The following is a 23,226-nucleotide window of genomic DNA, read 5'->3' as shown; positions in this document are numbered from 1 at the left end:
TATACGAATTAGTCTTTATCTCTATACCTCATGATCCGAATTTAGCCTTTAATTCCCGAGGTCGATATTCCCTCAACAAAATACTTCTGACTGCTGAAGAAAATAATCAAGCTTGGAATCAACGACAATACCGACATCGCAAACAACACGCCCCAGGCAGACTCCCCGGATGAATCCATAAACAACCGCAAACTAAGCGGAATTGTGTACAACTTGGCTGTATTGATGTAAAGCAATTGACTAAAGAAATCATCCCACGTCCAGATAAAGGTAAAAATCGCTGTTGTAATCAGTGCAGGTGCTGCCAGCGGCATAATAACCCGCCAGTAAATCTGTGTCCGTCCGCAGCCATCAATTGTTGCTGATTCATCAAGCTCCTTGGGAAGCCCACGAATAAATTGAACCATCAGAAAAATAAAAAATGCATCTGTAGCCAGCCATTTCGGCACTGTCAATGGATAGTACGTATCAATCCAGTTCAGCTCTTTGAACAAAATGTATTGAGGAATGATCGTCACATGATGCGGCAGCATAATCGTAACCAGCATGAGCGAGAACCATACCTTTTTCCAGGAAAAATCAAGCCTGCCGAACGAGTACGCCGCCATCGAACAGGATAAGATGTTACCAGCCACGCAAAGAGCCGAGATAATAAAGGAATTCGTAAAAAAGGTTAAAAAGCTTACACGTGCAATCCCTGCCCAGCCTTTGATGTAGTTATCAAAAGTGATTTCCTTAGGCCACAGACTCATATCTGTAAAAATCAAATTTGCAGGCTTCAAGGAGCTGCTGATCAACCAAAGAATCGGATACAGCATAATCAGACCCAGGATGAGGATAACAGCATGGAGCAGGTAACGGTTTATTCGGTTGGCAGCTGCCATCTTATTTCCCCCCGTCTGCATAATGCACCCAATACTTGGATGAACCAAATAGTATAGCGGTTACAATGCCGATAATAACGAGCAGCACCCACGCCATCGCGGAAGCATAGCCCATTTCGTAGAACGCAAAGCCCTTCATATACAAGTACAGCGTGTAAAACAACGTCGAGTCCATGGGGCCTCCAAGCCCGCCACTTATAATAAAGGATTGGGTAAAGGCTTGAAACGAACCAATCAATTGAATAACTAAATTAAAAAAGATAACCGGTGTGAGCAGAGGTAAGGTGATATGCAAAAACTGCTTGATTTTGCCTGCTCCATCGATCTGCGAAGCCTCGTAATAATCCTGCGGAATTTGCTTCAGTCCAGCCAGAAAAATAATCATCGAGGACCCGAACTGCCAGACGGAAAGCGAGACAATGGAGTACAGTGCATAGGATGGATTGGATACCCAGTCCGGTGCATGAATATTAAATAGAAGAAGGAATTGATTGACGACACCGGAGCCACCGAATATTTTGCGCCACAGTACCGCTATCGCCACACTGCCGCCAAGCAAGGTGGGCAAATAGTACAGCGTACGGTAAAACCCAAGACCTCGCAGTCCCTTGTTCATTAGTGCAGCGACCATCAGAGCGAAGGCCAGCTTTAATGGCACAGACAAAAACACATAAGTAAATGTCACTTTTAATGAAGTAAAAAATCTCGGGTCAGCAGTGAACATTGTTTTGTAATTGTCAAACCCGATAAATTGTGGCGGGGAAATCACATCAAATTTTGTTAGTGAGTAATAGAAGGAATTCACCATAGGACCAATCGTCAGAGCGAACAATCCTATAAACCATGGCAATAAAAACATATAAGGCACATTGTTTTTCTTCCAAAGCTTCACCCAATACCTGCTCATAGTGCTGGGAGCACTCTTATCTGCTGCTGTAACCTGATTCATTGTTTCACCTCTTAAATGTAAGCTGTGTCAGAGACGAACCCGGATTATCTTCATCCGAGTCCGAATTCTCACATCAAGTTCGTTTACTTTTTCCCGATAGCTTTCTCTGCAGCTGCAAATACTTCTTGAGCCGCATTGTCGATTGTTTCCTTGGCGAAACCTACTTTTTGGCTCATATTAATGAGCGTCGTTTCAAACTCTTTGCCATTTGGAATTTCTCTGTCCGGCACTCGTGAATTTTTGGAGGCGATGTCGATATAATCGTAAACCTTTTTATCAACAGGTGTTGCGCTCGCTTTTAAAGCATCCCGAGCTTTGGAGGAGCCTGGAACGCCGCGCTCGCTGCCAAGAATCATCGTAGCTTCAGGATCGTTAACCATAAAGCTGATGAACATCGCCGCTTCCTTCGGATTTTTCGATTTTGCATTAATCGTCATAAATTGGCTCGGCTGCAGCCACAAGCCTTGTGCTGATCCTCCTGTTGGCGGAAGCACAACATTGATTTCGTCTTTCATCAGCTTTTGATACGCTGTTATTTGATTGGACCAGATCAAGTGCATCGCCGTTTTTCCTTCAACAAATGAAGAATTTTCCGGTGCTTCTGTATAAGCGGCTGTGACTTCGGCCGGAGGTGTGCTGCCTGCTTTACGATAGTTATCCCATAACGTAAACCAGTTGGCGATCTCTTCCTTGCCCAGACCAGCCTTTCCATCCTTATACAAGGTTTTATTCGTTTGTCTGGCAAAATAGTTCAGATATAATGGAAATCTCGATTCATCAACAGCTCCGTAATAGCCTTTGCCTAACGCTTTGGTCAAGTCTTGCGCATACTTACCGAATTCATCCCATGTCCACTTGCCAGTCGGGGGCTGAAGCCCGGATTTTTTAATCAGCTCCGTGTTATAAGCAATACCAAATGCATTCGATCCCAAAATAATGCCGTACTGCTTACCATCCATCGCGCCGGATTCAATATTCCCCTTATCGAAATTATCCACGTTGATTTCTTTACCCATATAAGGATTAATATCCAAAAGCGCTGAGCGGGACACATAATCCGGATAGTTGTTACCGAGCTGGATCAGGTCCGGTGCATTCCCCCCTGCAACCTGAGTATTTAATTTGTCAAAATACCCATCGCTGCCCATGTATTCACCATTTATTTTGATATTCGGATTTTTCTTCTCAAATAAATCAATCACTTTTAAAGTAGCATCATGACGAGCTTGAGAGCCCCACCACATCATACGCAGCTCAACATTTTTATCACTGCTTGGAGTTGGTGTAGCGCCTGCTGCTGTTGGCTGTTTGGTCTCTACAGGTGCAGATCCACCTCCCCCTGGCGTACATGCAGCAACCATAGAAGCTATAGTGGCCAGCATAACGAGCAAGGACGCATTCTTTTTAACGTTCATTGTATATCCTCCTCTAATATCTTTACTAAATTTGTTTAATCCTCATACCACATTTATAATGCACGATGAAAGCGTTATCTTTTTATTCAATAAACCTCCTTCGTTTCTGGGTTTTCGCCAATTTCCGAGTAATAATGACATAATTCAGCTTTATTCGATGGATTTTCCAGTTGCTAATCTCACTCGAATCATAACATCGGCTACTAAATGAGTCAATATATAAAATAAACTTTTTTATATAAATAACTAAACTTGTCTATATGTATATAGCTTGTATTTATTTTATCATCACTGCAAAACACGATGTATCCAAAGTGAATAGCGCTCCTGCGAAATTCAAACTTGTTAAATAAACAAGAGCGTAGTAAACTAAAATAGTTTAGTAAATGCATCTGTGATTTAGAAGGAGTGTAGTACAGCATGAAAATGGAGGACATCGCTAAACTGGCCAATGTATCCAAATCAGCCGTTTCGATAGCACTTAGTGGAAAACCAGGCATTAGCGAGGATACCCGAACCCGAATTTTGAAAATTGTCAAGGACAGCGGCTATTTGCCAAGGTCCATGATCAAGGCTGACAAGTTCTACAGCTTAACCAAAACATTACGTTTTGTCGCTTGCACCAATAGCGGGATCGTCTTGGAGCAGTACTATAAACAGCCCTTTTTTATGGAGCTGATTCATCATATTGAGGAGCAGTGCCGTGTACGCGGATACTCCTTGTTCTTCTCCTCCGTGACCACTGACCATTTGGAGGACGCCATGGAAACGATGGAAACCGAGCACGAATCGAACGGAATTATTTTACTCGGTACCAATCTGACTCCAGAGCAAATTCAACTGATCGCCAAAAAACAGCCGAATTTAGTTGTGCTCGATACTTGTCTGGAAACGTTAAATATGAATTTTATCGTGATGAATAATGTTATGGGAGCCTATCAGGCAGGACGTTATTTATTGGAGCTTGGGCATTCAAAAATCGGGTATGTACAATCGAATTCGCGGATGTACAATTTTGATTCCCGTAAGAGAGGTTTTTTGCAGGCTTTGGAGGAGGATAAGCTCACCGTTGATAAAGCTCACTATTTTGAGGTATCACCAACAGTCGTCACTGCACAGCATGAGTTTATACACAAAATTACCGAGCTGAAGGATGATCTGCCGACCGCGTTATTTTGCGAATGTGATTATATCGCCATCAGTGTGATTAAAGCCTTGAACGAGTTGGGCATTCGGGTGCCTCAGGATATATCTATCGTCGGCTTCGATAACATTCAGGAATCTACGATCATCACACCGGAATTGACCACCGTTCACGTAGAAAAGAGCACCATCGCGGAGCTTGCCGTCTCCAAGCTGCTGGATATGATCGAGCATGGGGATACGGTGAAGATCAAATCCTTGATCGATACGCAATTGGTCATTCGTAAATCGTGCAGTCCGGCTGCTGTCAAAGAAACCGACGCAGCCGCGCTTTGAGCTTAGCAGACCAATAAACTATAGGAACTGTACGATAAAAAAAAGCTTGATGCGTTCGATGAAGCAGGACTTCATTCGTCATAGCGCAACAAGCTTTTTGGGGGTATGAAAGCACCTTTAATTGTATATATGTTCGCGGGTAAGCGACAACTCATTGTTAAAGCCTTTGGAGAACAATACCTGGTGAATATTCAGGTTGCCTGAGCGGAAGAAGGCTGCACAGGATTGCAGATACAAATCCCACATCCGGATAAACCGCTCATCAAACATTTTCCTTACTTCCTCAAGCGAATTCTCATAACGAGCAGCCCAATGCTCCAGGGTCATCGCGTAATGCAAACGAAGATTTTCGATATCCAGGGTGTTGAAATCATAATCAGGAAGCAGGTTGACAATTTCCCGCAAAGAAGGGATGTAGCCTCCAGGAAAAATATATTTTTGAATCCAGGGATCTGTCGGCTCCTCCTTGGCGTGGGTGATGGTGTGCAGCAGCATCAGGCCTTTATCCCTCAGCAGTGTCTGAAGTGCATGCATGAATGTAGGATAATGGGCTTGACCGACATGCTCGAACATGCCCACAGAGGCGATTTTATCGAACTGCTCCCCTCTCGCCGCCAAGTCACGGTAGTCGATTAACTCAACCTTTACTTGATTCTGCAAACCTTGCTCCGCAATACGCTCCATGGTTTTTTTGTATTGCTCCTCGCTTAAGGTAATCCCTTTTGCTTGGACTCCATACTGCTTTGCCGCGCGGATGATGAGCCACCCCCAGCCGCTGCCAATATCCAGAAGCGTCTCGCCGGGCTTAAGCTGGAGCTTTTTAAGCACATGGTCAATCTTTTGCAGCTGGGCTTGCTCCAGCGTATCTTCAGGGGTGCGAAAATAGGCACACGAATAGCTCATCGTCTCATCCAGCCAAAGCGAATAAAACTCATTGCTAATATCGTAGTGATGCTGAACATCGTCCTTTTGTTTGCTCTTGGGAGTGAGCTTGGACAGGAGTGGCATCGCGCGGCTCCAGAGCTGCTCACGATTACCGGTCGCTAATTGAATAACGTCCTCAATTTTTCCATCGATTTCAATAATCCCATCCATATATCCCTCGCCAAAGGACATGACAGGATTTTTAACAAAATCTTTGATCGAAACCTTTTCCTTAAAAGTCAGAGCAAATCGCGGTACATCCTCTCCATACGCGGTAGAGGTACCATCCCAATAATGAACTTGAAACGGCACCGACCTCATGCCAGCGAAAAATTTATCCATGATATATTTCTGCATCGTATTCGATCCTTCCTTTCCATTCAAATAAAGCGGTGATTTGCTGCGTGCTGCTCTTTCCCTTTACCCAATGACATATATGAACAACAAGCTGTATTTAGGTATGAAAACAGGAAATTTATAGTTTGAAATGAAGTTGGAGTCAGTAATTAACTGGATAAGCTACTAGACACTATTCCCTTTCTAAAGGAAGTGTAGACCCGGTTGCCACAAGTAGAATGTAATTTAATAATGAAAACAAGAGGGCGGCTAGGTCCATGACTAAACCCATACGTTAGTGCTTTGGTGAGGACATGGATATGGGGTTCCAGCCGTTGTTGAAGTCGTGTTCCAGGGATGAGGTTGGGCGGTGGGAACACGACTTCAAAGACGGCCCGTAAACTTTGCACCCCACACCCATGTCCTCTTTCATTACTTTTTATTTTGTCTTCTACTCCTTAATGTCAATTATCTTCAATCCTCCAAGCTCTTGATTCGTAAATACCAAGGTAACTTCATCATTGCTCGTATTCGTTTACTCATAACATATTTACCCACAATTCGCGGCTGCCCTTCGCACAATAAGGGGGAAGCTAGCCCAAAATCTAAAATATATAATTGTTTAGGCTCAACTGCAAAATCAGTGCTTGACGATGAAGATCGACAAGATGGCTAGACCTGTAACGATGAAAAACATCGTTTCAAGAGCCCAAAATCCAACGTTTCTCCGTGAAACGATGTTTTTCATCGTTTCACAGGTTGGTATTCCTGCTACTATCTGCTGCATGGACAGTCCGTAAGTCGTCAAGCACGAGTTGTGGCGTAGAGCCATTTTTATATATTAAAAAAACGCCCGGTTAGGGCGCTTCATACGAACGCATTATAAATGATTAACATCCCTGTAATGCTGACGGCGGAGTTGTCTCCATTCCAGTCTACATTAAGAGACAGCCCCTTCTTTTACTCCATCTTGTGTGCACTTACAGAATGACCGTCCATCGTCATACCAAGCCGTTCAAATTGCTCCGCAGGCGCATCGTGCTCACGCATCAATCGTGCCATCAGACGCAGCATACGCGCTTCAATCTCGGGATCATCCAGCTGCGATTCCTGCTTCGGGTCCTGATGAAGATCGAATAACAGGCTGCCGTATCGATAAGGATTCAGATAGGTTTTACCTTTTATCTTCATAACCTGCGCACCCTTGGTGAAGGAAAAGGGACCCGCCAGCTCCATTCCTGCAAATTCGCGCGGATCGAACCTTGTGTGCATATGCGTGGGCATCAGCGTGTATTCGTACAACGGTTCATTATCTTCCTGGATAGGGGCACGCATGTATACATAGCGGCCATCCGTGCAATTGACATGACCTCCGTGTGTCCCGAACAGCACGGCCTCGCGTGGCTTACCCCCATCCGAATCGTTGAGTACGTTCAACGGCTTGCCCTGCATATCAGGTGGAATATCTACTGCAAAAAATTCAAGCAGCGTTGGACCCATATCTATCATTTGCACCAAAGCTTCGGAACGTCCGCCGCTCACTTGCGTTCTCGGGTCCCAAACAAACAGCGGGATGTTGGCAATTTGGTTATAGAACGGCTGGATGTTTTTGCCCCACCAGCGGTGCTCGCCGAGCAGAAAACCATGATCTGTATTCACAATCAGCAATGTATCCTTCCACAGATCATAACGGTCGAAGGTGTCCATAATGCGTCCAAGATAGGCGTCACACATGCTCACCAGCGCAGCATACTCATAGATGACATGCTGCACCTCTTCGGGCTGCTGCTTCACAACCCCATAATCGGGCCAGTCAAAATGCTTGCCTTCGTAAGTGTGCGGGTATAAGTCCTTATATTTGCGTTGAGTGAAAAAAGGCTCGTGCGGATCAAACGCCTCGATTTGCAAAAACCAGCGGTCCTGATCGTAATTACGCTCGATGAACTCGATGCCCCTGCCTACCGTGACAGCCAACGGCTGCTTCTCCTCCGTGTCCAGATGTCCGCGGTTTACCCAATCCTGTCTCCATAGATCGCCCAGCTTCGGGCCGCTTAAGGTTTCAGGAATTACCGGGTCCTTCACGCTGCCTTTCCACGGGTCACCCTCCTGGCCTCTGGCAAATTCCCATGAGTTGTAGCGAGTGTGATAGGTGGCGCCACCGTCCTCGAAGTAATGATTGTGATCAGTAGTCAGATGTGTGTAGACTCCGTTCTTACTTAACAATTCGACCATGGAATCATCGAACGGCTCGAGCGGTCCCCAGCTTCTATGCAGAAAATTGGTTCTGCCCGTATGCAAATCCCTACGTGCCGGCATACAAGGAAGACTTCCCGCATAGCAGTTGTCGAAGGTGACGGCCCGCTCCGCCAATCTTTGAAAAATCGGTGCATGAACCCAATTGCAGCCGTAAGGGGGGAGCATATGTTTATTCAAGGAATCGAACATCACCATAACTGCCTTCATGCTTTCTCTCTCCCTTTTTATAAAATTACAGACAATTATTCAAGCCATACTGGGTTATTCATCCTGCGGCGGCAATGTCCCGAGCATGGACTCGCGGTATTGGCTTGGTGTCAGCCCCTCATTTTTCTTGAAAATTCGGTTAAAATAGGTTGGCTGATAGCCGACCATTTCGGCGATGTCATTGATTTTGTAATCCGTTTCCGACAGCAGCTCTTTCGATTTGCGAATCCGGACATCGGTCAAATAAATAATAAAATTGGTGCCTGTCATTTTCTTAAATGCCTTGCTCAGCGTAAGCGGCGTTAAATTGTGCTCCTCGGCAAACAGGTCCAACGACAAATCCGTTTCGTATTTGTTATGGATGGTCTCGACAACACGTTCAATTGCCTGCTTTAAACGAACATCCTGCTTTTCAGAATCTTGTCGAATTTTGTCTATATAAGGCTGGATGACCCGTTTTTGAAACAAGTTGGTTATATCCGCAGGCTCTGTTAAATTCGCCAGCTCCTCTTGAATGCTAAAAGGGGCCGCTTCAAACGGATTATAGCCTGCTTTCAGAAAACCGAACTGCAGGTTTCCATACAGCTGCAGCATTCCTTGTTGAAATAAATACTCCTTGGTCGTATTCGCCTTGAGCTCGCTGCTAAACTTATTCAAAGCGATTATCGATTCCTCCGCATTAACATTGCGAATGGCCTGCAGGATTTCCGATTCTGCAGCAAAAGGGTAATGGATCGTATCGGTCCCTTGAGATAAATAATCGTCAGCATGGATAACCTGCCTCGATTCGTTCATATCCCGATAACGGACGATTCGACCAACCTCATCCCAGGCTTGAGGAATGTCTACGACCGATGGAACCCATGTGCTGATGCATACGGTAACATCCATTTGGATGAAGCGATGCAGCATCATGGACAGCTGTTCAGCAAGACGATACAGCTCATCACTTCGTTCATCAGCTTCATAATAAAGCGGACAGCCTACAAGGACACTAATCGAAAGATCGTGAAAGTTAATGATCTCTCCATTCAAAAAGCTGTCCTTCATAATTTCTTCCGTGATATTCACAGATGCAAAGGAAATAAGCTCCTGGTCGCCTTTATGAAACCTTCCTTTCACCCGGGAAGATCCATGCAGCTGTATACTGAGAACAACAAATCCAACCTCATCCGTATCCCAGCCAAACAGTCGCATTCTTTCTTCCAGTTCCGATTGATCCGATGAGCGAAAATGCCCCTGGAGCAGCTGAAGCAGGAAGCCTTCTTTCATCGTGGGCAGCTGCTGCTGCAATCGCTGCTCCAGCGTCCGGCTTTCGAGGTTCAGGCGCCTCCATTGCTCGCCAATAAATTCGATTTCATCCGCCGATTCCTTGCCTGTATTGCTGTTCGTTTTGAACATTTTCATCAGCTCAAGGATCGGTTGGTACAGCTTGCGGGAAACGACAATCGCCGTTATAATTCCGAACAGCAGCCCTGCCAAACCTACCATGTATACGAAATTGGAAGCGGCAATGACAGGCGAGTTTAATTTGTCCAAAGCATCCATCGAGACATAAGTCCAGCTCTTGCCCAGCCGTTTAAATGAAGTATAGGAAACCGAATAGGCAGCCCCACCGTAATCGTAAACAAAAGAGCCTTTGGCCTGCTCACGTCTCTGGATCAGATGGGCCAGCTCCTGCTGCTGCTGAATAGAATCAGGCGTTTCGTTAGAGCTTCCTAAGGTCTCCCCCGTTTCGTTAAACAAAAAGGTCGCACCATTCTCGCCCAAGGTCACCCCGCTTAATAGCTGGGCTACCTGCTTCTGCTTCAAATAAATTAATAGTGTACCAAACGGCTCGGCGCTTTCATCCGACAGCAAATAGGCGAGCGTCAGCCTTCCCTTGCCGGCTACCGTATTGGCAGCTTGATATGCTGACAACCAGAAGGTCGAATGTGGATTGTTCAGCAGCTCATGGAATCTTGGACGTTCCTGCTCACGCAATCCCATCGTTCCGTTACTATCTGAGAACACAAGACCGGGGCGATCCAGAACGATATAAACCTGATCAATTAACGGATTGGATTCCTTTAAAAGCAATAAATTCGTATATACATTTCGGATAAATTCATAATCGTAGCTCGTTTCCTGACTTTTTAATTTAACGCCAAATTCTGGATTGAACGCCCATTGGGTCGCTGTTTTCTCCAGATAAGAGAAATAATCGTCCACGCGCTGGGCTGATTGAGCCACCTGATGATTACGTGCTACGAGCACACTATCCTCCAGCTGCCGCGTACCGATCCATTTGACACCACTGCCTACAACAAGAGTCGGCAAGCAGATCGCTATGAGAATAATCATAAAGCTTTTGCGGTAAAAACGCTTTTGTACCATCGAATATTTACCAATAGCACGAAATGAGGCAGTCCAGTTATTCAACGCAGCTCTTAACTTCCTTTCTGTGCTCGGATGGTCGAATCCTTGAAGTCAGAATTCTGATCCTTTGCCATTTTATCATCCATTAGGAAAAGTCACCATGCCGTGCAGTAAACATTAGGCCTCACTTCGCACACGCCAGTCTTTATTTCGCTTGTCTTTTCTTGTAATCGTCATTAAATTCGGTCACGATTTTTTGATATTGGGCATCTGCTTTTAAGCTTGCTGTGTACGCATCCCAGGCCTCAATAGGCTCCCGCCCAAAAATGATTTTCACCTTTAGATCCTGAGTCCTTTTGTCATAATCGATCCCGACTTTGTTGTACGTATCGGAGTTTAATCCAATCGCCGGGTCTCCGGTTGCAACCTTCGCTTGTTCATCAATAATGGACATATTCCGTTTCAGGAAGTCAGCTGGAATACCCGTTTGATAGGCAAATGCATATTTATCAAGGCTTTGGAAGATCGGAAAAATAACCCCGGTGTAGACTTTAGCCTTCTCCGTGAACAAGTACATACCATCCTGCTCATTATAATGCTCGCCCTTAAAGCCATAGTTGGCCATGACGCTGCCTTCCTGAGTAGCGCCATAGTCCATGAACGCGAGAATTTGCTTCAGCTTTGCCTCTGGTACCGATTTAGGGATTACCCAGAAGCCAAATGCGCCGCTGCCCTTGGGTGCGAACTTGCCTTGAGGCCCTTCCAAAGAAGACAGCTGCAATAAATCGGCTTTCGGATTAGCTGCACGCATCTGTCCGGTCAGCAGCCAGGTCGGTTTGAGCGCATCCGTGAAGATCCCCGCTTTATTAGTCGTGATGCTCTCTCTCATCTGGGAGTTCTTTAAGGTCGGAAAGTCGGCGGCCAGTAAACCTTCTTTATATGCCTTGGCTAACCAAATTAACGCGTCTTTGGTTCCCTTCTCAAAGGTCATATCGATGAGCTTGCCATCCTTTTCCTTCCATTTTCCGTAATTGCCGTTCAATACGTTCTCCACCCATGAAAGGCTGCCCATATTGTTCGCATTGACAGTTGCCGTTAATCCGATCGTGTCTTTCTTGCCGTTGCCGTCGGGATCCTTTTCGGTAAAGGCTTGCATGACCGCGTACATTTCGTCCAGATTTTTGGGCGGCTGCATCCCTAGCTGGTCGAGCCAATCCTTCCGCAGGATCGGCATGCCTTCCGTACCATAGAGCGGACGTGCAAATGGAATCCCATAGTTTTTTCCGTTCAGGCTCGTATTTTTCCAGCTTTCCGCCGGAAAAGCGCTTAAATTTTTATAATCCTTCAACAGCGGTGTCAAATCCCAGAAAGCACCCTGGTCTGCCATTTTTCTAATTTGAGCCTGAAACGGCTCACGAATCAGCATCAGCTCCGGGAGATCGCCAGAGGCCAGCGTCACATTCGTTTTGTCTCCATAATTGTTCGGAGATACCCATGTAATGTTCAGCTTCGTATTTGTTTCTTTCTCTATTTCCAAACGAATCGGATCCTGATCACTCGGAGGCTCCGGACTGTAGAAATCCGACATGATGTTAATCTCAACGGGCTTGTTCGCTTCTTTTCCAGCTGTGCTGACTTCACTGCCGCTCTTGCTGCATGCAGCGAGTACCCCACTCATCCCAATCATACACGATAAGGCAATTGCACTGCTTTTCTTCATCATTGAACCATTCCCCCTATTAGTCGTTAAATCGTATGCATTCATTCCTTGATGGAGCCGATCATAGCCCCTTTGGCAAAATGCTTTTGCAGAAATGGATACACCATCAGAATCGGTACCGTGGCAACCACCACAGCAGCCATCTTGATCGTCTCTGAAGGCAGCTGCAAATCATTTCCCAAAGCCATCGAGCCCCCCATTGAAGTTGAAGAGTCGACGATCATATTGCGCAGCAGCATTTGCAGCGGCCATTTGTGATGATCATTGATATAAAGCATCGCATTGAAAAACGTATTCCAGTAGCCTACAGCAAAAAAGAGGCCAAACGCTACCATGGAAGGCACCGAAAGCGGAAGAATAATTCGAACCCATACCCCGATTTCATTACACCCATCAATTGTAGCCGCTTCCTGCAGCGCATCCGGGATCCCATCATAAAAGCCTTTCATTAATAAAATATACCAACCGCTGGACATGACAGGTATAATCAACGCCCACAAGCTGTTCATCAGGCCCAGCTGCTTGATCAGCAAATAATCCGGAATAATTCCAGCCTGAAACAAGGTTGTCAGCAGTACGAGCAGCATCAGAAGCTTGCGGCCCTTTAATCTTTTCCTCGAAAGTGTATAGGCAAAGCTGGACGTAATTAATAAAGAAACTACGGTGCCTGCCAGTGCCAGAAAACCGCTGACACCAATCGCCTTCACGAATGCTTGCGTCGAAAAAATATATTGATACGATAACAAGCTCCAAGATTCAGGAAAAAGCACAAAACCTTTGCTGATATATTCCTCCGGCTTCGTAAATGATACCGTAAACACGTAATACAGCGGGAACAAGGTGACCAATCCGACGATCGATAACAGCATAACATTGGATACAATAAACGTCCTGTCTCCTATGGACAACCTCATATTAATAGACTCCTTCCTCACCCAGCTTCTTGGCCAATTTGTTGGCAATAACAACCAGGGTCAACCCGACTACCGATTTAAATATGCCAATTGCGGTACTGTAGCTGAATTCACCCTGCTGGATACCCACACGGAACACATAAGTATCAAACACGTCCGCCACATCGGAAACGGCACCATTGGCCATAAGCAGCACCTGCTCAAAACCCACATCCATCATATGTCCGATCCGCAAAATGAGAAGAATCACGATCACGTTACGAATGGAAGGCAGCGTAATATGCCAGATTTGGCGAAAGCGGCCAGCACCGTCCATTTTCGCTGCTTCATAGAGCTGTGGGTCAATGCCTGCAATGGCTGCAAGGAATAGAATGGTTCCCCAGCCCGCATCCTTCCATATCGTTTGCAAGGTAAGAATTGGCCAGAACAGCTGTGGACTCGTCAAAAAATCAATTTTATTCAGCCCTGCGGCGATCAGCATCTTGTTAACGACACCCTCAGATTGGGACAACAGCAAGAAAGTAATTCCTGCAATAATAACCCACGATAAAAAGTGAGGCATGTAGATAATCGTCTGAATCGTTTTTTTGAACAGCTCATTTTTTAATTCCGTCAGTAAAATGGATAGCAGAATCGGAAGCGGAAAATAAAAAAACAGATTCATTAAGCTGATGGCGATCGTATTGCGAAAAAGATGAAAAAAATCGGGATTGGCAAAAAAGCGATTAAAATTGTCCAGGCCAACCCATGGGCTTTTGAAAAACCCCTGGTACGGTGAATAATCCTGAAAAGCGATGCTGATCCCCCACAACGGAACATATTTAAAAATTAGAAAAAATAAAATACCGGGAACAGCCAACAAATATAAATATTTATCGCGCTTCAACACATACATCAAGGCACTCTTTTTGTTGTGGCTGTTTCCCATGCTCCTCCCTCTTAAGGCGGCTTCCTCTGTTTTGCTAACTGCCATGGTATTCCTCCCTTATTGCTCGATAGCGCAATCATAGGCGGAACTTCCCATTGCCGACAATAACACATTTCTCCCCTATTGTTAGGTGGTTATAATACTTTTTATCCGCTTGCACTTTTTATCCTTGTAATGAAAAAAAGAGCCTGCCACTCATTACAGTGACAAAGCTCTTCAAGTCCCCATGCGCTGCTTTCGGTATTCTCCAGGCGTGATGCCCTCAAGCTTTTTGAAAAAACGAATGTAGCTATTCACATTATTGTAGCCAACTGCCATCGAAATATCGTGTAAATTCATCGCCGTTTCCAGCAGCAGCTGCTTGCTTTGCTCCATTCGTTTCAACGTTAAGTTCTCCAATATTGTGCGGCCTGTATGCTGCTTGAACATGCGACTTAAATAAGAGGCATTAAACCCGACCCCTTCGGCAATCATCTCAACTGACAAATCTTCTGGGTAATGCAAATTAATGTAGGAGGTGACCTTATCCACGGTTTTGTTATTCTTGTTGTCTTGTTCCTGAATATAGGTCGAGATTTTCACAATAATGGTTGTCATCCATAGGTTAATATCATCAATAGTCTCAAGCTGGGCTAACTCACGGTGAAGCACGGTATCATGACCAAATAGCTCCTGAGGGTTTCCATTATGCTCAAGCAGCGTTTCAATGCCGGTTTCCAGCAGCCGGTTGTACGCGATGTACACCAATTCGGGTGATAGCTGCTTTAACGCAATCTCCTGCTTCAGCCCTTCCAGTATAGCTAACGCTTCTTTGGTATTACCCACCTTCAAATTATTCGTCATCTGTTTGCCGGTTTGCAGGAATGAATAGTACCCCGTTTCCATTTCTCCCGCCGTTTCAAATATAAGCACGGATTTAGCTCCTTGCAGCAGCTTTGTTTTGAGCACCTGTAGCGCCTCTTGAAAAGAAACATGCGTTTCCATAATATTCGCATAGACGCTGCCAAGACCAATGGAAACCGACAGCTTCAATACATCTCCAATGACCTGCTGTATGTGCTGTGCAAGATCACGCAGCTCCTCAGCCTCCATCATATCAAAAACGTTCATAACCACGGCCTGCTGGTATTCCGATATATCGGTCATCACAAACTTGTAATGGGTTTTTGTCTGAATCAGCTCGGACACGATGTTGGCAATAGCGTATTGATATAAATTCATATCCTTGTTAGTAAACCGTTGAGCCAGTTCAGCAGCATAATCCAGCTCAATAACGATGACCACATACCCTCGCAGCGACAGCTCAAGACGATACTGCTCAATTCGATCCCTGATCTCCGTATCGCTCAATCTATGCTGCAGCAAGGCCATCGCGAATCGATCAAGCATGACAGGCACCTGCTGGCGAAATTGCTGATCCATAAGCTTCTTTTGCCCGACCGCAGTCTCCAGAACATCCGATACTTGACTCAGTTCATTGCCATGCTTGGAAGAATCCTTCAGCTCCAGCTCGCTCATGTAAGATCGGGTTCGTTCCATCAATTGTTTAATCGGATCATACATTTTGCGTGATAGCCAGAACGAAACCGCAATGCCTACTAGACCTAAAAGCACACAAAATCCGAACGTGAGCCTGCCGATATAAGACAGCTTCTCATAGATATTGGTAAGCGGTGTTTGCGAGACCAGTCTCCACCCATTCCATAAGGTGCTCGAATACGCCACCAAAGAGCTTGGATGATCATGATTGTCCGTGAAAAATCCTTCTCCTTGCAAGGAAGCGATTTTCTCCAAATGCATACGAGTTACCCCTGTGCTCACATCCGCCTGCCTGAAGGAAGTAATGATTTCTCCAGCTGCCGAAACGATATAGGTATTCATGTTCTCCATATTTTGCATTTGCTTTAATTGCCCCTGCAGCTGCCGCTCAAACAAATGGATGGCTACATAACCAACCTTGTTGCGGGAGCCGAAGGGAACCTTACGAATAAAGGTAATGATGCTTTCTTCATGCCCGTCATAATTGCGTATAAGTTCCGGTGAAAGCCAGAGGCTGTCCTGCTCCGATTGACGAATCATGTCTATCCAGCGATCGTCATGATCCCCTTGATAAGCGTGCACCAGAACATCTGAAGATACAATTTGTTCACCCACTTCAAAAAACAGCTGTACGGAATGAATCTTGCGGTCGGAGGCGACTGCCTGCTTCAGCATATCTTGAACTTCATTCAAAAGGTAGCGATTATCCGTATTGGCCGAGTAGCTGTTCAACCGACTATCAAAACCAATGGCAACGGTTAGCGAATTAATTTTACGAAGTGTTTCATCAAAGGTTGTACCTGTATATCTTAGGGAATTAATATGGGAGCGGCTGATTTCCTCCTCTGCCGTATACAAAGCAAGCCTGTATGAAAAATAACCAATACTTATTACAGGCAGCAGAATAACGAGCACATAAGAAATAAAATATAAAAGCAGCAGCCGGTTGGGTTTCCTCCATTGCTTCCACATCTGCATAAAGACTTTCATCACAATTCCCTTTCATCTAATAAAGTGCCTTCATTATGCCATATTTCTGCCGATTTGAGTATTCAGTGTCAGGAAATGATGATGGAAGTCATAAATGTATGATCCCGGACTGTGCTTTCTGAGCATTCACCTGCCAATACTTCCTATATACAGTAGAGCTTACGGGACATTATGATCAAAATGTAAGTTAAACCACTCATCCATACAGGGGGATACCAACGAAATGAATAAAAAAGTTACCGTATTATTAAGCGTATGTCTTGCTTCATCCATGGTCGCTTGTTCTTCTCAAGGAGGCACGGCTCCTGAAACGAACAAATCTGCAGCCGGATCATCCAACGAACCCATTACCTTAAAATTTGCCAGCTGGAGCATTAGTGAAGCAGCAACCAAAGATGCCCTGGAGCAAATGGCCAGCACATACACAAGCTTGAAGCCTAATGTCAAGATTGAATTCATTGGTATTCCTTTCGGCAACATTAAGGAGCAAACCTTCGTAATGGCTTCGAGTGGTGATGCACCCGATGTCATTCAGACCTTTACAGCCTCCTTTCCGACTTATGCTACCTCTGATATCATTGCACCTCTTGATGATTTGCTCGGTAAAGATTATGTCAATGACCTGCTGCCCTCCTATAAGGATGACTACTCGTATCAAGGTAAGCTGATGGGTGTGCCTTGGGCCGCTTCCCCTTATGTTCTTTACTGGAACAAGGAGCTATTCAAAAAAGCGGGACTTGAAGCCAAACCTCCTAAAACCTACGATGAGATGCTCGAAGCAGCACGTAAAATTGCTAAATTAAAAACCGACAGCGGTGAAGCTGTTTACGGACTGGGCGAGCCTACAGATAAACTGCCGATTAACGGAATGATTTTTTTGAAAACCCTCTATAGCTTTGGCGGGTCTATCTTTGATGCGAGCGGCAAAGTAAACCTGAACACGCCTGAAGCCGCTTCCTCTTACAAATATTACCAAACACTGACCAACGAAAACCTCACTCCACAATCGGCCAAGCTCAAAGATTTACGCAACCTGTTTTCTATTGGTCGATTAGGTATGTATGTAGATGGATATTATGGAAAAGCGGTATTTCGCTCATTAAGCGGCAAGGGAGAAGCATACGACAGCGTATGGGAAGCAGCACTGGTGCCTGCCGGAAATTCTTCTGGCAAAAGTGTCTCTATCGGCGAAGCGCATGGTCTGGTCATCAGTAAAGATTCCAAGCATAAGCAGGAGGCTGCCGATTTCATCAAATTTTTAACGGATAAAGACATGATGCTGCTGTATCATCAAAAAAGCGATGTGGTTTCCGCCAGAAAATCGATAAGCTCCTTACCAGAATTTAATACCAGCCCTTTTGACAAAGTACTTAACGAGCAAATGAGTATTGTAAAGGCTCTCCCGAAAAATAATCCCGGTTTGGAGCAATCCTATCTGGATATGGCAGATGCTGTCCTTAAAGTCACATTAGCCAAGGAAACACCGGAGAAAACGGCTGCCGATATCGATGCCAAGCTGAAACAAGCTCTCAAATAGAAATTCCGGATAGAAGGACGTGAACGACTTTGAACGGCACTCAGGATGTAAAGGTAATGACGCACAAGCCATATGGAAGGGCCTGGTTATCGGATCGAGCCAAAGATAAATGGTTTCTGTTCTTCCTCCTGGCCCCCCCAATGGTCATGCTGCTGCTAGCGATTGGCATTCCGATCGCCAAATCGATTTATATGAGTTTTTTTAATGTTACCCTGCTGCGGATGAATGACTATCAATGGAACAATTTTGCTAACTATGCGCATTTATCGACGGATGGCGAATTTATTGGTGCTCTGGGTACGACATTAAAATATGTTGTGGGTATTGTGCTGCTACAATTTATATTTGGAATTGTGCTGGCCGCATTACTTAACCGGATCGTATTTATGCGCAAATGGCTGCGTACACTCATCCTGATCCCATGGACCATTCCGACTCTTGTCGTAGCCTTGCTCTGGATGTGGATGTTCCAGCCTCAATACGGCGTATTAAATTACTTATTTGTTAGCTGGGGACTGATCGGCAAGCCTTACGATTGGTTGACCTCTCTTGATCTCGCTCTGCCTGCCGTCATGGCGGCTGCCCTCTGGAGACAGCTGCCCTTTATGGCAACGATGCTGCTGGCCGGGATGCAGGGCATATCGCCCGAAATATATGAAGCAGCAGATATCGATGGAGCTAACCGCCGTCAAGCATTTTGGTACATTACCTTACCCCAGCTGAAGAGTACCATTCAAACGGTCACCTTGATAGCGATGATCGAAAATTTCAAAATGTTTCCCCTCTTCTGGATTATGACAGGCGGAGGCCCGCTTAATGCTACCACGACGCTGGCCATTTTAAGCTACAAAACGGCATTTGTAAAATTAAACCTGGGTGAGGGCGCAGCAATCGGCGTACTGTGGCTGCTCCTGCTGCTATTCATCGCGTGGGGCTATAACAAGCTGTTCACGATTGGTGAACATGCACATGGAAGGGGGCACTAACGTGAATAAATCCTGGAATGAACGGATACTACGTTATCTAGTGTCCCCAGCTCTAATGATCGTATATCTGAGTTTCTTGCTCTTTCCGTTGTACTGGATGGCCATTACGTCTCTGAAGCGCAATTCAGATTTGTTCGTGATGCCGCCCAAATGGTTTGTAACCCAACCCATCTTGGAGCATTATATCAAGCTCTTCAGTGAATCTGCGTTCCTTGTGTATTACAAAAATAGTCTGATCGTCAGCTTGTCTACGACTCTGCTTACTTTATTGCTGGCTATGATGGCTGGCTACGCGTTTTCCCGATTTCGGTTTGCCTTTAAAGAGCTTGCAATGCTATCCATTATGTCGACGCAAATGCTGCCAGTCGTCTCTCTGCTGATTGCCCTATACGCGATGTATAAGAGCTACGGACTTCTGAATACGCATATCGGACTTATCATCGCGCTGACAACAGCTGCTCTTCCTTTTTCGATCATGATGCTGAAGGTTTTCTTTGACGGCATACCGATATCTCTGGAAGAGGCCGCCAAAATCGATGGTGTAAGCCGATCAGGAATTTTGTTCCGTATCGTGCTTCCTTTATCCAAGCCAGGCATCTTTGCTGTCGGTATCTACTCCTTCATCATGTCGTGGGACGATCTGCTCTACTCGCTCACACTCATTACCAAAGATCCATTGCGTACGCTTAACCCCGGTATTTCCATTCGTTATATGGGTGAGGTCGCCTATGATTGGGCTAATATCATGACGGTCTGTGTTTCCTCAACGATACCGATATTGCTGTTATTCTTAATGTTTCAGAAATATATGGTATCGGGTCTGACTTCTGGAGCTGTCAAGGAATAATTAAAATTTAAAAAGGTCATACCCCTTTTTCCCGCAAGAAAATGGAGGTATGACCTTTATGTGCAGCTTTACTCTCGTTTAATGCTACAATAATTCTTTTCTCAGCTGTTCCGCTGATTTGGGTGACAAATAACCATATGGAATATCGAATACCGTTTTGGCTCCGACAAAACCTTCGCCAGCAAACTTATGGACGGCTCGGGCATAAGCTACCAGTACGCTGCCCGTAAATTCAGGATTGCTTTCCAGATTAAGTCCAAATTCAATGATCTGCTTGCTGTTGACGCCTGTCTTGCCACTTCTAAATACAAGCCCACCATGAGGCATAGTCGCATGCTGTTCCTGCAATTCCTCAGCGCTAATAAAATGAACCACAGTCTCATAATCAGCAAAATAATTAGGCATCGTAGTAATTTCTTTTTCAATTCGTGACAGATCTTCTCCAGCTTCCGCCACAACATAACATTCTCTTAGATGCTTATCTCTCGTTGTTAATACGGGATCTTCGCCATTTCTGACTTTATTAACTGCCTCGTCATTAGGGATGGTATACTGAACAGCGTTCTTCACACCCTGAATACGACGAATCGCATCCGAATGCCCCTGGCTTACCCCTTTTCCCCAAAATGTATATTCTTTGCCTTCGGGCAGCACCACTTCAGCCAGCAAACGATTCAATGAAAACAATCCTGGGTCCCAACCCGTTGAAATGACACTGGCATGTCCGGATTTTCGGGCTGAAGCCTCTACGGCATCAAAATATTCAGGGATTTTGCCGTGGTTGTCAAAGCTGTCCACCGTATGGAACATGGACGCGATGTACGGACCTTGCTCCGGTAGATCCGTTGCCGAACCACCACATAATATCATCACATCGATTTTGCCTATGTAGGTTTCGATTTTCGAAATGTGAACCATTTCTACAGCTGATTGAATATCTGCGGGTTGACGTCTTGTAAATATCGCCACGAGCTCCATATCTGCATTTTGCTGAATAGACGATTCCACACCACGGCCTAAATTACCATAACCTACTATACCTACTTTTATTTTGTTCATCACGAATACCTCCATATTATAATAACAATCTGCCCGTTCTAATATAACATGAAATGTAAGGATTGCACAAAAGATTTAAATTATGAAATCCGGTAACTAAGACCCGCTGCGCTCATTATTCACCAGACTTCCGGGTAGGCAGATAGACAAAAAGTGCTTCTTCGCCAGTGGTGTAAAAAAGGAGCCTGTCGCCTATTACGGGACAAAGCTCCTTAAATTGATTCTGTACTCTTTCTTAGCGCAGACGCCAGAACAGTTCATTCCACTTCAGTTCATTGCGGAATCCACGCAGGTTGGTATCTTTATTAATGATGACACTTTCGATGCCCGTCATTTCTGCCCAGTCGAGCAGTTGGTCAACGGTTACCACATAGGAGAACACGGTATGATGCGCGCCTCCGGCATAAATCCAGGCTTCAGCGGCCTCTTGCAGGGAAGGCTGGGATTTCCAGAGAACCCTCGCTACAGGGAGCTTGGGCATCGATTTATGCGGAGCTACAGCGTCTACCTGACTGATGATCAAGCGGAAACGGCCGCCCATATCGACCAAGGATGCGTTCACGGCTGCACCGGCACGACCATCAAAGGTCAGACGCGCTGGATCTGCTTTGCCGCCAATGGAAAGCGGATGAACTTCAATTTTGGGACGCGTCGCTGCGATGGTTGGACAAACCTCCAGCATGTGCGAGCCCAGCACCAATTCATTTCCCGGCTCCAGGTGATACGTGTAATCCTCCATGAATGAGGTTCCCTCGTTACCCGCAATAATTTTCATCATCCGTGTTAAAGCCGCTGTTTTCCAATCGCCTTCTCCGCCAAAGCCGTAGCCTTGACTCATCAACCGTTGAACCGCAAGCCCTGGAAGCTGCTTAATGCCATGCAAATCCTCAAAGCTGGTCGTGAAGGCACTGAATCCGCCCTCTTGTAAAAAAGCCCTCATCCCGATTTCAATACGCGCTTGTTCAAGGATCGAATCCTTCAATGAGCCCGGCGTGCGTCCTTCGGCAGAAATCTCGTATAGTTCGGCATATTCATCGAACAGAGCATTGATCTGGCTGGCCGATACATCATTAATCCGCTGCACCAAATCACCGACACCATACCCGTTGATCGACCAGCCGAATTTGATCTGCGCTTCTACTTTATCACCTTCGGTAACTGCGACCTGACGCATATTATCCCCAAAACGGGCCAGCTTCAGATTGCGGCTTTCGATTACCGCGACAGCTGTGCGCATCCAGCCACCGATCCGTTCACGAACCTGGGTTACTTCCCAATATCCGACTACGACCTTACGGACTATCCCCATACGACTGCCGATAAAGCCATATTCCCGATCCCCATGAGCCGATTGATTGGTGTTCATAAAATCCATATCGATCGTGTCCCATGGAATATCACGGTTGTATTGCGTATGCAGGTGCAGCAGCGGTTTGCGCAGCTCGGTCAGACCGGCAATCCACATTTTGGCTGGGGAAAAGGTATGCATCCAGGTAATAATCCCCGCGCAGGCTGCGTCCGCATTGGCATCAATACAAAGCTGGAGAATGGCATCAGGCGTTGTGAGCACGCTTTTGAAGACGATTGAATAAGGAATTGCGTTATCGCGGTCCAGGCCTTGTGTGATCTCACGTGAATGCTGCTCGACTTCTAATAGTGTTTCAGGGCCGTACAAGTGTTGGCTTCCGGTAACGAACCAAAATTCGTAGGGTTTTATAGTTAACACGATATCATCCTCCTGGATGTCCCCCTCCCAAACCCTCCCTGTAGGGAGGGCCCCAAAGGGCGCTGCCCTCTGGACTCCCCTGACTGTCTGCAGACTGGGGTGTTCTCGGGGCGCTTTCGTCCCTACGGGACACGCTTGGCTTTGGGTGCTGGGGTGCGGGTGCATAGTTTTG

At 45.7% G+C, this 23,226-nt stretch carries 17 protein-coding genes; 5 read left to right on the top strand and 12 right to left on the bottom strand.

Annotated elements, in window-relative coordinates:
* Nucleotides 1–41: 41 nt before the first annotated feature.
* The 3 genes from NST47_RS07635 to NST47_RS07625 all read right to left on the bottom strand — a co-directional run bounded on the left by NST47_RS07635 (nucleotide 42) and on the right by NST47_RS07625 (nucleotide 3,248).
* Nucleotides 42–884, bottom strand: a complete 843-nt coding sequence (locus NST47_RS07635) for a carbohydrate ABC transporter permease (RefSeq protein WP_341154595.1) — start codon at nucleotides 882–884, stop codon at nucleotides 42–44.
* Nucleotide 885: 1 nt separating this feature from the next.
* On the bottom strand, nucleotides 886–1,791 hold the full coding sequence (locus NST47_RS07630) for a carbohydrate ABC transporter permease (RefSeq protein ID WP_341159625.1): 906 nt from the start codon (nucleotides 1,789–1,791) through the stop codon (nucleotides 886–888).
* A gap of 125 nt (nucleotides 1,792–1,916) precedes the next feature.
* Nucleotides 1,917–3,248, bottom strand: a complete 1,332-nt coding sequence (locus tag NST47_RS07625; protein WP_341154594.1) for an ABC transporter substrate-binding protein — start codon at nucleotides 3,246–3,248, stop codon at nucleotides 1,917–1,919.
* 420 nt (nucleotides 3,249–3,668) lie between these two features.
* On the opposite strand from NST47_RS07625, the gene NST47_RS07620 reads away from it, so the two are divergent.
* A complete protein-coding gene (locus NST47_RS07620) occupies nucleotides 3,669–4,727 on the top strand; it encodes a LacI family DNA-binding transcriptional regulator (protein ID WP_341154593.1) in 1,059 nt (352 codons plus the stop codon).
* A 117-nt stretch (nucleotides 4,728–4,844) separates the two neighbouring features.
* Here NST47_RS07620 and NST47_RS07615 read toward each other — a convergent pair whose 3' ends face one another.
* Nucleotides 4,845–5,993, bottom strand: a complete 1,149-nt coding sequence (locus NST47_RS07615) for a cyclopropane-fatty-acyl-phospholipid synthase family protein (RefSeq protein WP_341154592.1) — start codon at nucleotides 5,991–5,993, stop codon at nucleotides 4,845–4,847.
* A 647-nt stretch (nucleotides 5,994–6,640) separates the two neighbouring features.
* On the opposite strand from NST47_RS07615, the gene NST47_RS07610 reads away from it, so the two are divergent.
* Nucleotides 6,641–6,787 carry a hypothetical protein gene (locus tag NST47_RS07610; RefSeq protein WP_341154591.1) on the top strand — a complete coding sequence of 49 codons (147 nt, stop codon included), beginning with the start codon at nucleotides 6,641–6,643 and terminating at the stop codon, nucleotides 6,785–6,787.
* A 160-nt stretch (nucleotides 6,788–6,947) separates the two neighbouring features.
* On the opposite strand, the gene NST47_RS07605 is transcribed toward NST47_RS07610, so the two are convergent.
* The 6 genes from NST47_RS07605 to NST47_RS07580 form a co-directional block, all read right to left on the bottom strand.
* Nucleotides 6,948–8,450 carry a sulfatase gene (locus NST47_RS07605; RefSeq protein WP_341154590.1) on the bottom strand — a complete coding sequence of 501 codons (1,503 nt, stop codon included), beginning with the start codon at nucleotides 8,448–8,450 and terminating at the stop codon, nucleotides 6,948–6,950.
* Between the two features lie 54 nt (nucleotides 8,451–8,504).
* A complete protein-coding gene (locus NST47_RS07600) occupies nucleotides 8,505–10,871 on the bottom strand; it encodes an AraC family transcriptional regulator (protein ID WP_341154589.1) in 2,367 nt (788 codons plus the stop codon).
* A gap of 142 nt (nucleotides 10,872–11,013) precedes the next feature.
* A complete protein-coding gene (locus NST47_RS07595) occupies nucleotides 11,014–12,531 on the bottom strand; it encodes an ABC transporter substrate-binding protein (protein ID WP_341154588.1) in 1,518 nt (505 codons plus the stop codon).
* Nucleotides 12,532–12,569: 38 nt separating this feature from the next.
* Entirely contained in the window at nucleotides 12,570–13,442 is an 873-nt protein-coding gene (locus NST47_RS07590; protein ID WP_240415859.1) for a carbohydrate ABC transporter permease, read from the bottom strand.
* Between the two features lies 1 nt (nucleotide 13,443).
* Nucleotides 13,444–14,370 carry an ABC transporter permease gene (locus tag NST47_RS07585; protein WP_240416130.1) on the bottom strand — a complete coding sequence of 309 codons (927 nt, stop codon included), beginning with the start codon at nucleotides 14,368–14,370 and terminating at the stop codon, nucleotides 13,444–13,446.
* 216 nt (nucleotides 14,371–14,586) lie between these two features.
* Entirely contained in the window at nucleotides 14,587–16,881 is a 2,295-nt protein-coding gene (locus tag NST47_RS07580; protein ID WP_341154587.1) for a helix-turn-helix domain-containing protein, read from the bottom strand.
* Nucleotides 16,882–17,122: 241 nt separating this feature from the next.
* On the opposite strand from NST47_RS07580, the gene NST47_RS07575 reads away from it, so the two are divergent.
* The 3 genes from NST47_RS07575 to NST47_RS07565 are packed head-to-tail and all read left to right on the top strand — an operon-like array spanning nucleotide 17,123 to nucleotide 20,269.
* Nucleotides 17,123–18,436: an ABC transporter substrate-binding protein gene (locus NST47_RS07575; RefSeq protein ID WP_341154586.1), complete on the top strand. Its 1,314-nt coding sequence runs from the start codon at nucleotides 17,123–17,125 to the stop codon at nucleotides 18,434–18,436.
* A 56-nt stretch (nucleotides 18,437–18,492) separates the two neighbouring features.
* A complete protein-coding gene (locus NST47_RS07570) occupies nucleotides 18,493–19,422 on the top strand; it encodes a carbohydrate ABC transporter permease (protein WP_341154585.1) in 930 nt (309 codons plus the stop codon).
* A 1-nt stretch (nucleotide 19,423) separates the two neighbouring features.
* A complete protein-coding gene (locus NST47_RS07565; RefSeq protein ID WP_341154584.1) occupies nucleotides 19,424–20,269 on the top strand; it encodes a carbohydrate ABC transporter permease in 846 nt (281 codons plus the stop codon).
* An 84-nt stretch (nucleotides 20,270–20,353) separates the two neighbouring features.
* On the opposite strand, the gene NST47_RS07560 is transcribed toward NST47_RS07565, so the two are convergent.
* Together NST47_RS07560 and araA are read right to left on the bottom strand one after the other, a co-directional pair.
* A complete protein-coding gene (locus NST47_RS07560) occupies nucleotides 20,354–21,328 on the bottom strand; it encodes a diaminopimelate dehydrogenase (RefSeq protein WP_341154583.1) in 975 nt (324 codons plus the stop codon).
* A 235-nt stretch (nucleotides 21,329–21,563) separates the two neighbouring features.
* Nucleotides 21,564–23,054 carry an L-arabinose isomerase gene (araA, locus tag NST47_RS07555; protein WP_341154582.1) on the bottom strand — a complete coding sequence of 497 codons (1,491 nt, stop codon included), beginning with the start codon at nucleotides 23,052–23,054 and terminating at the stop codon, nucleotides 21,564–21,566.
* Nucleotides 23,055–23,226 lie beyond the last annotated feature (172 nt).

Source organism: Paenibacillus sp. FSL H8-0034 (assembly GCF_038000305.1).
Classification (GTDB): domain Bacteria; phylum Bacillota; class Bacilli; order Paenibacillales; family NBRC-103111; genus Paenibacillus_S.
The sequence above is the reverse complement of the archived record's forward strand: the minus strand, read 5'-3'. Positions and strand labels throughout refer to the sequence as shown.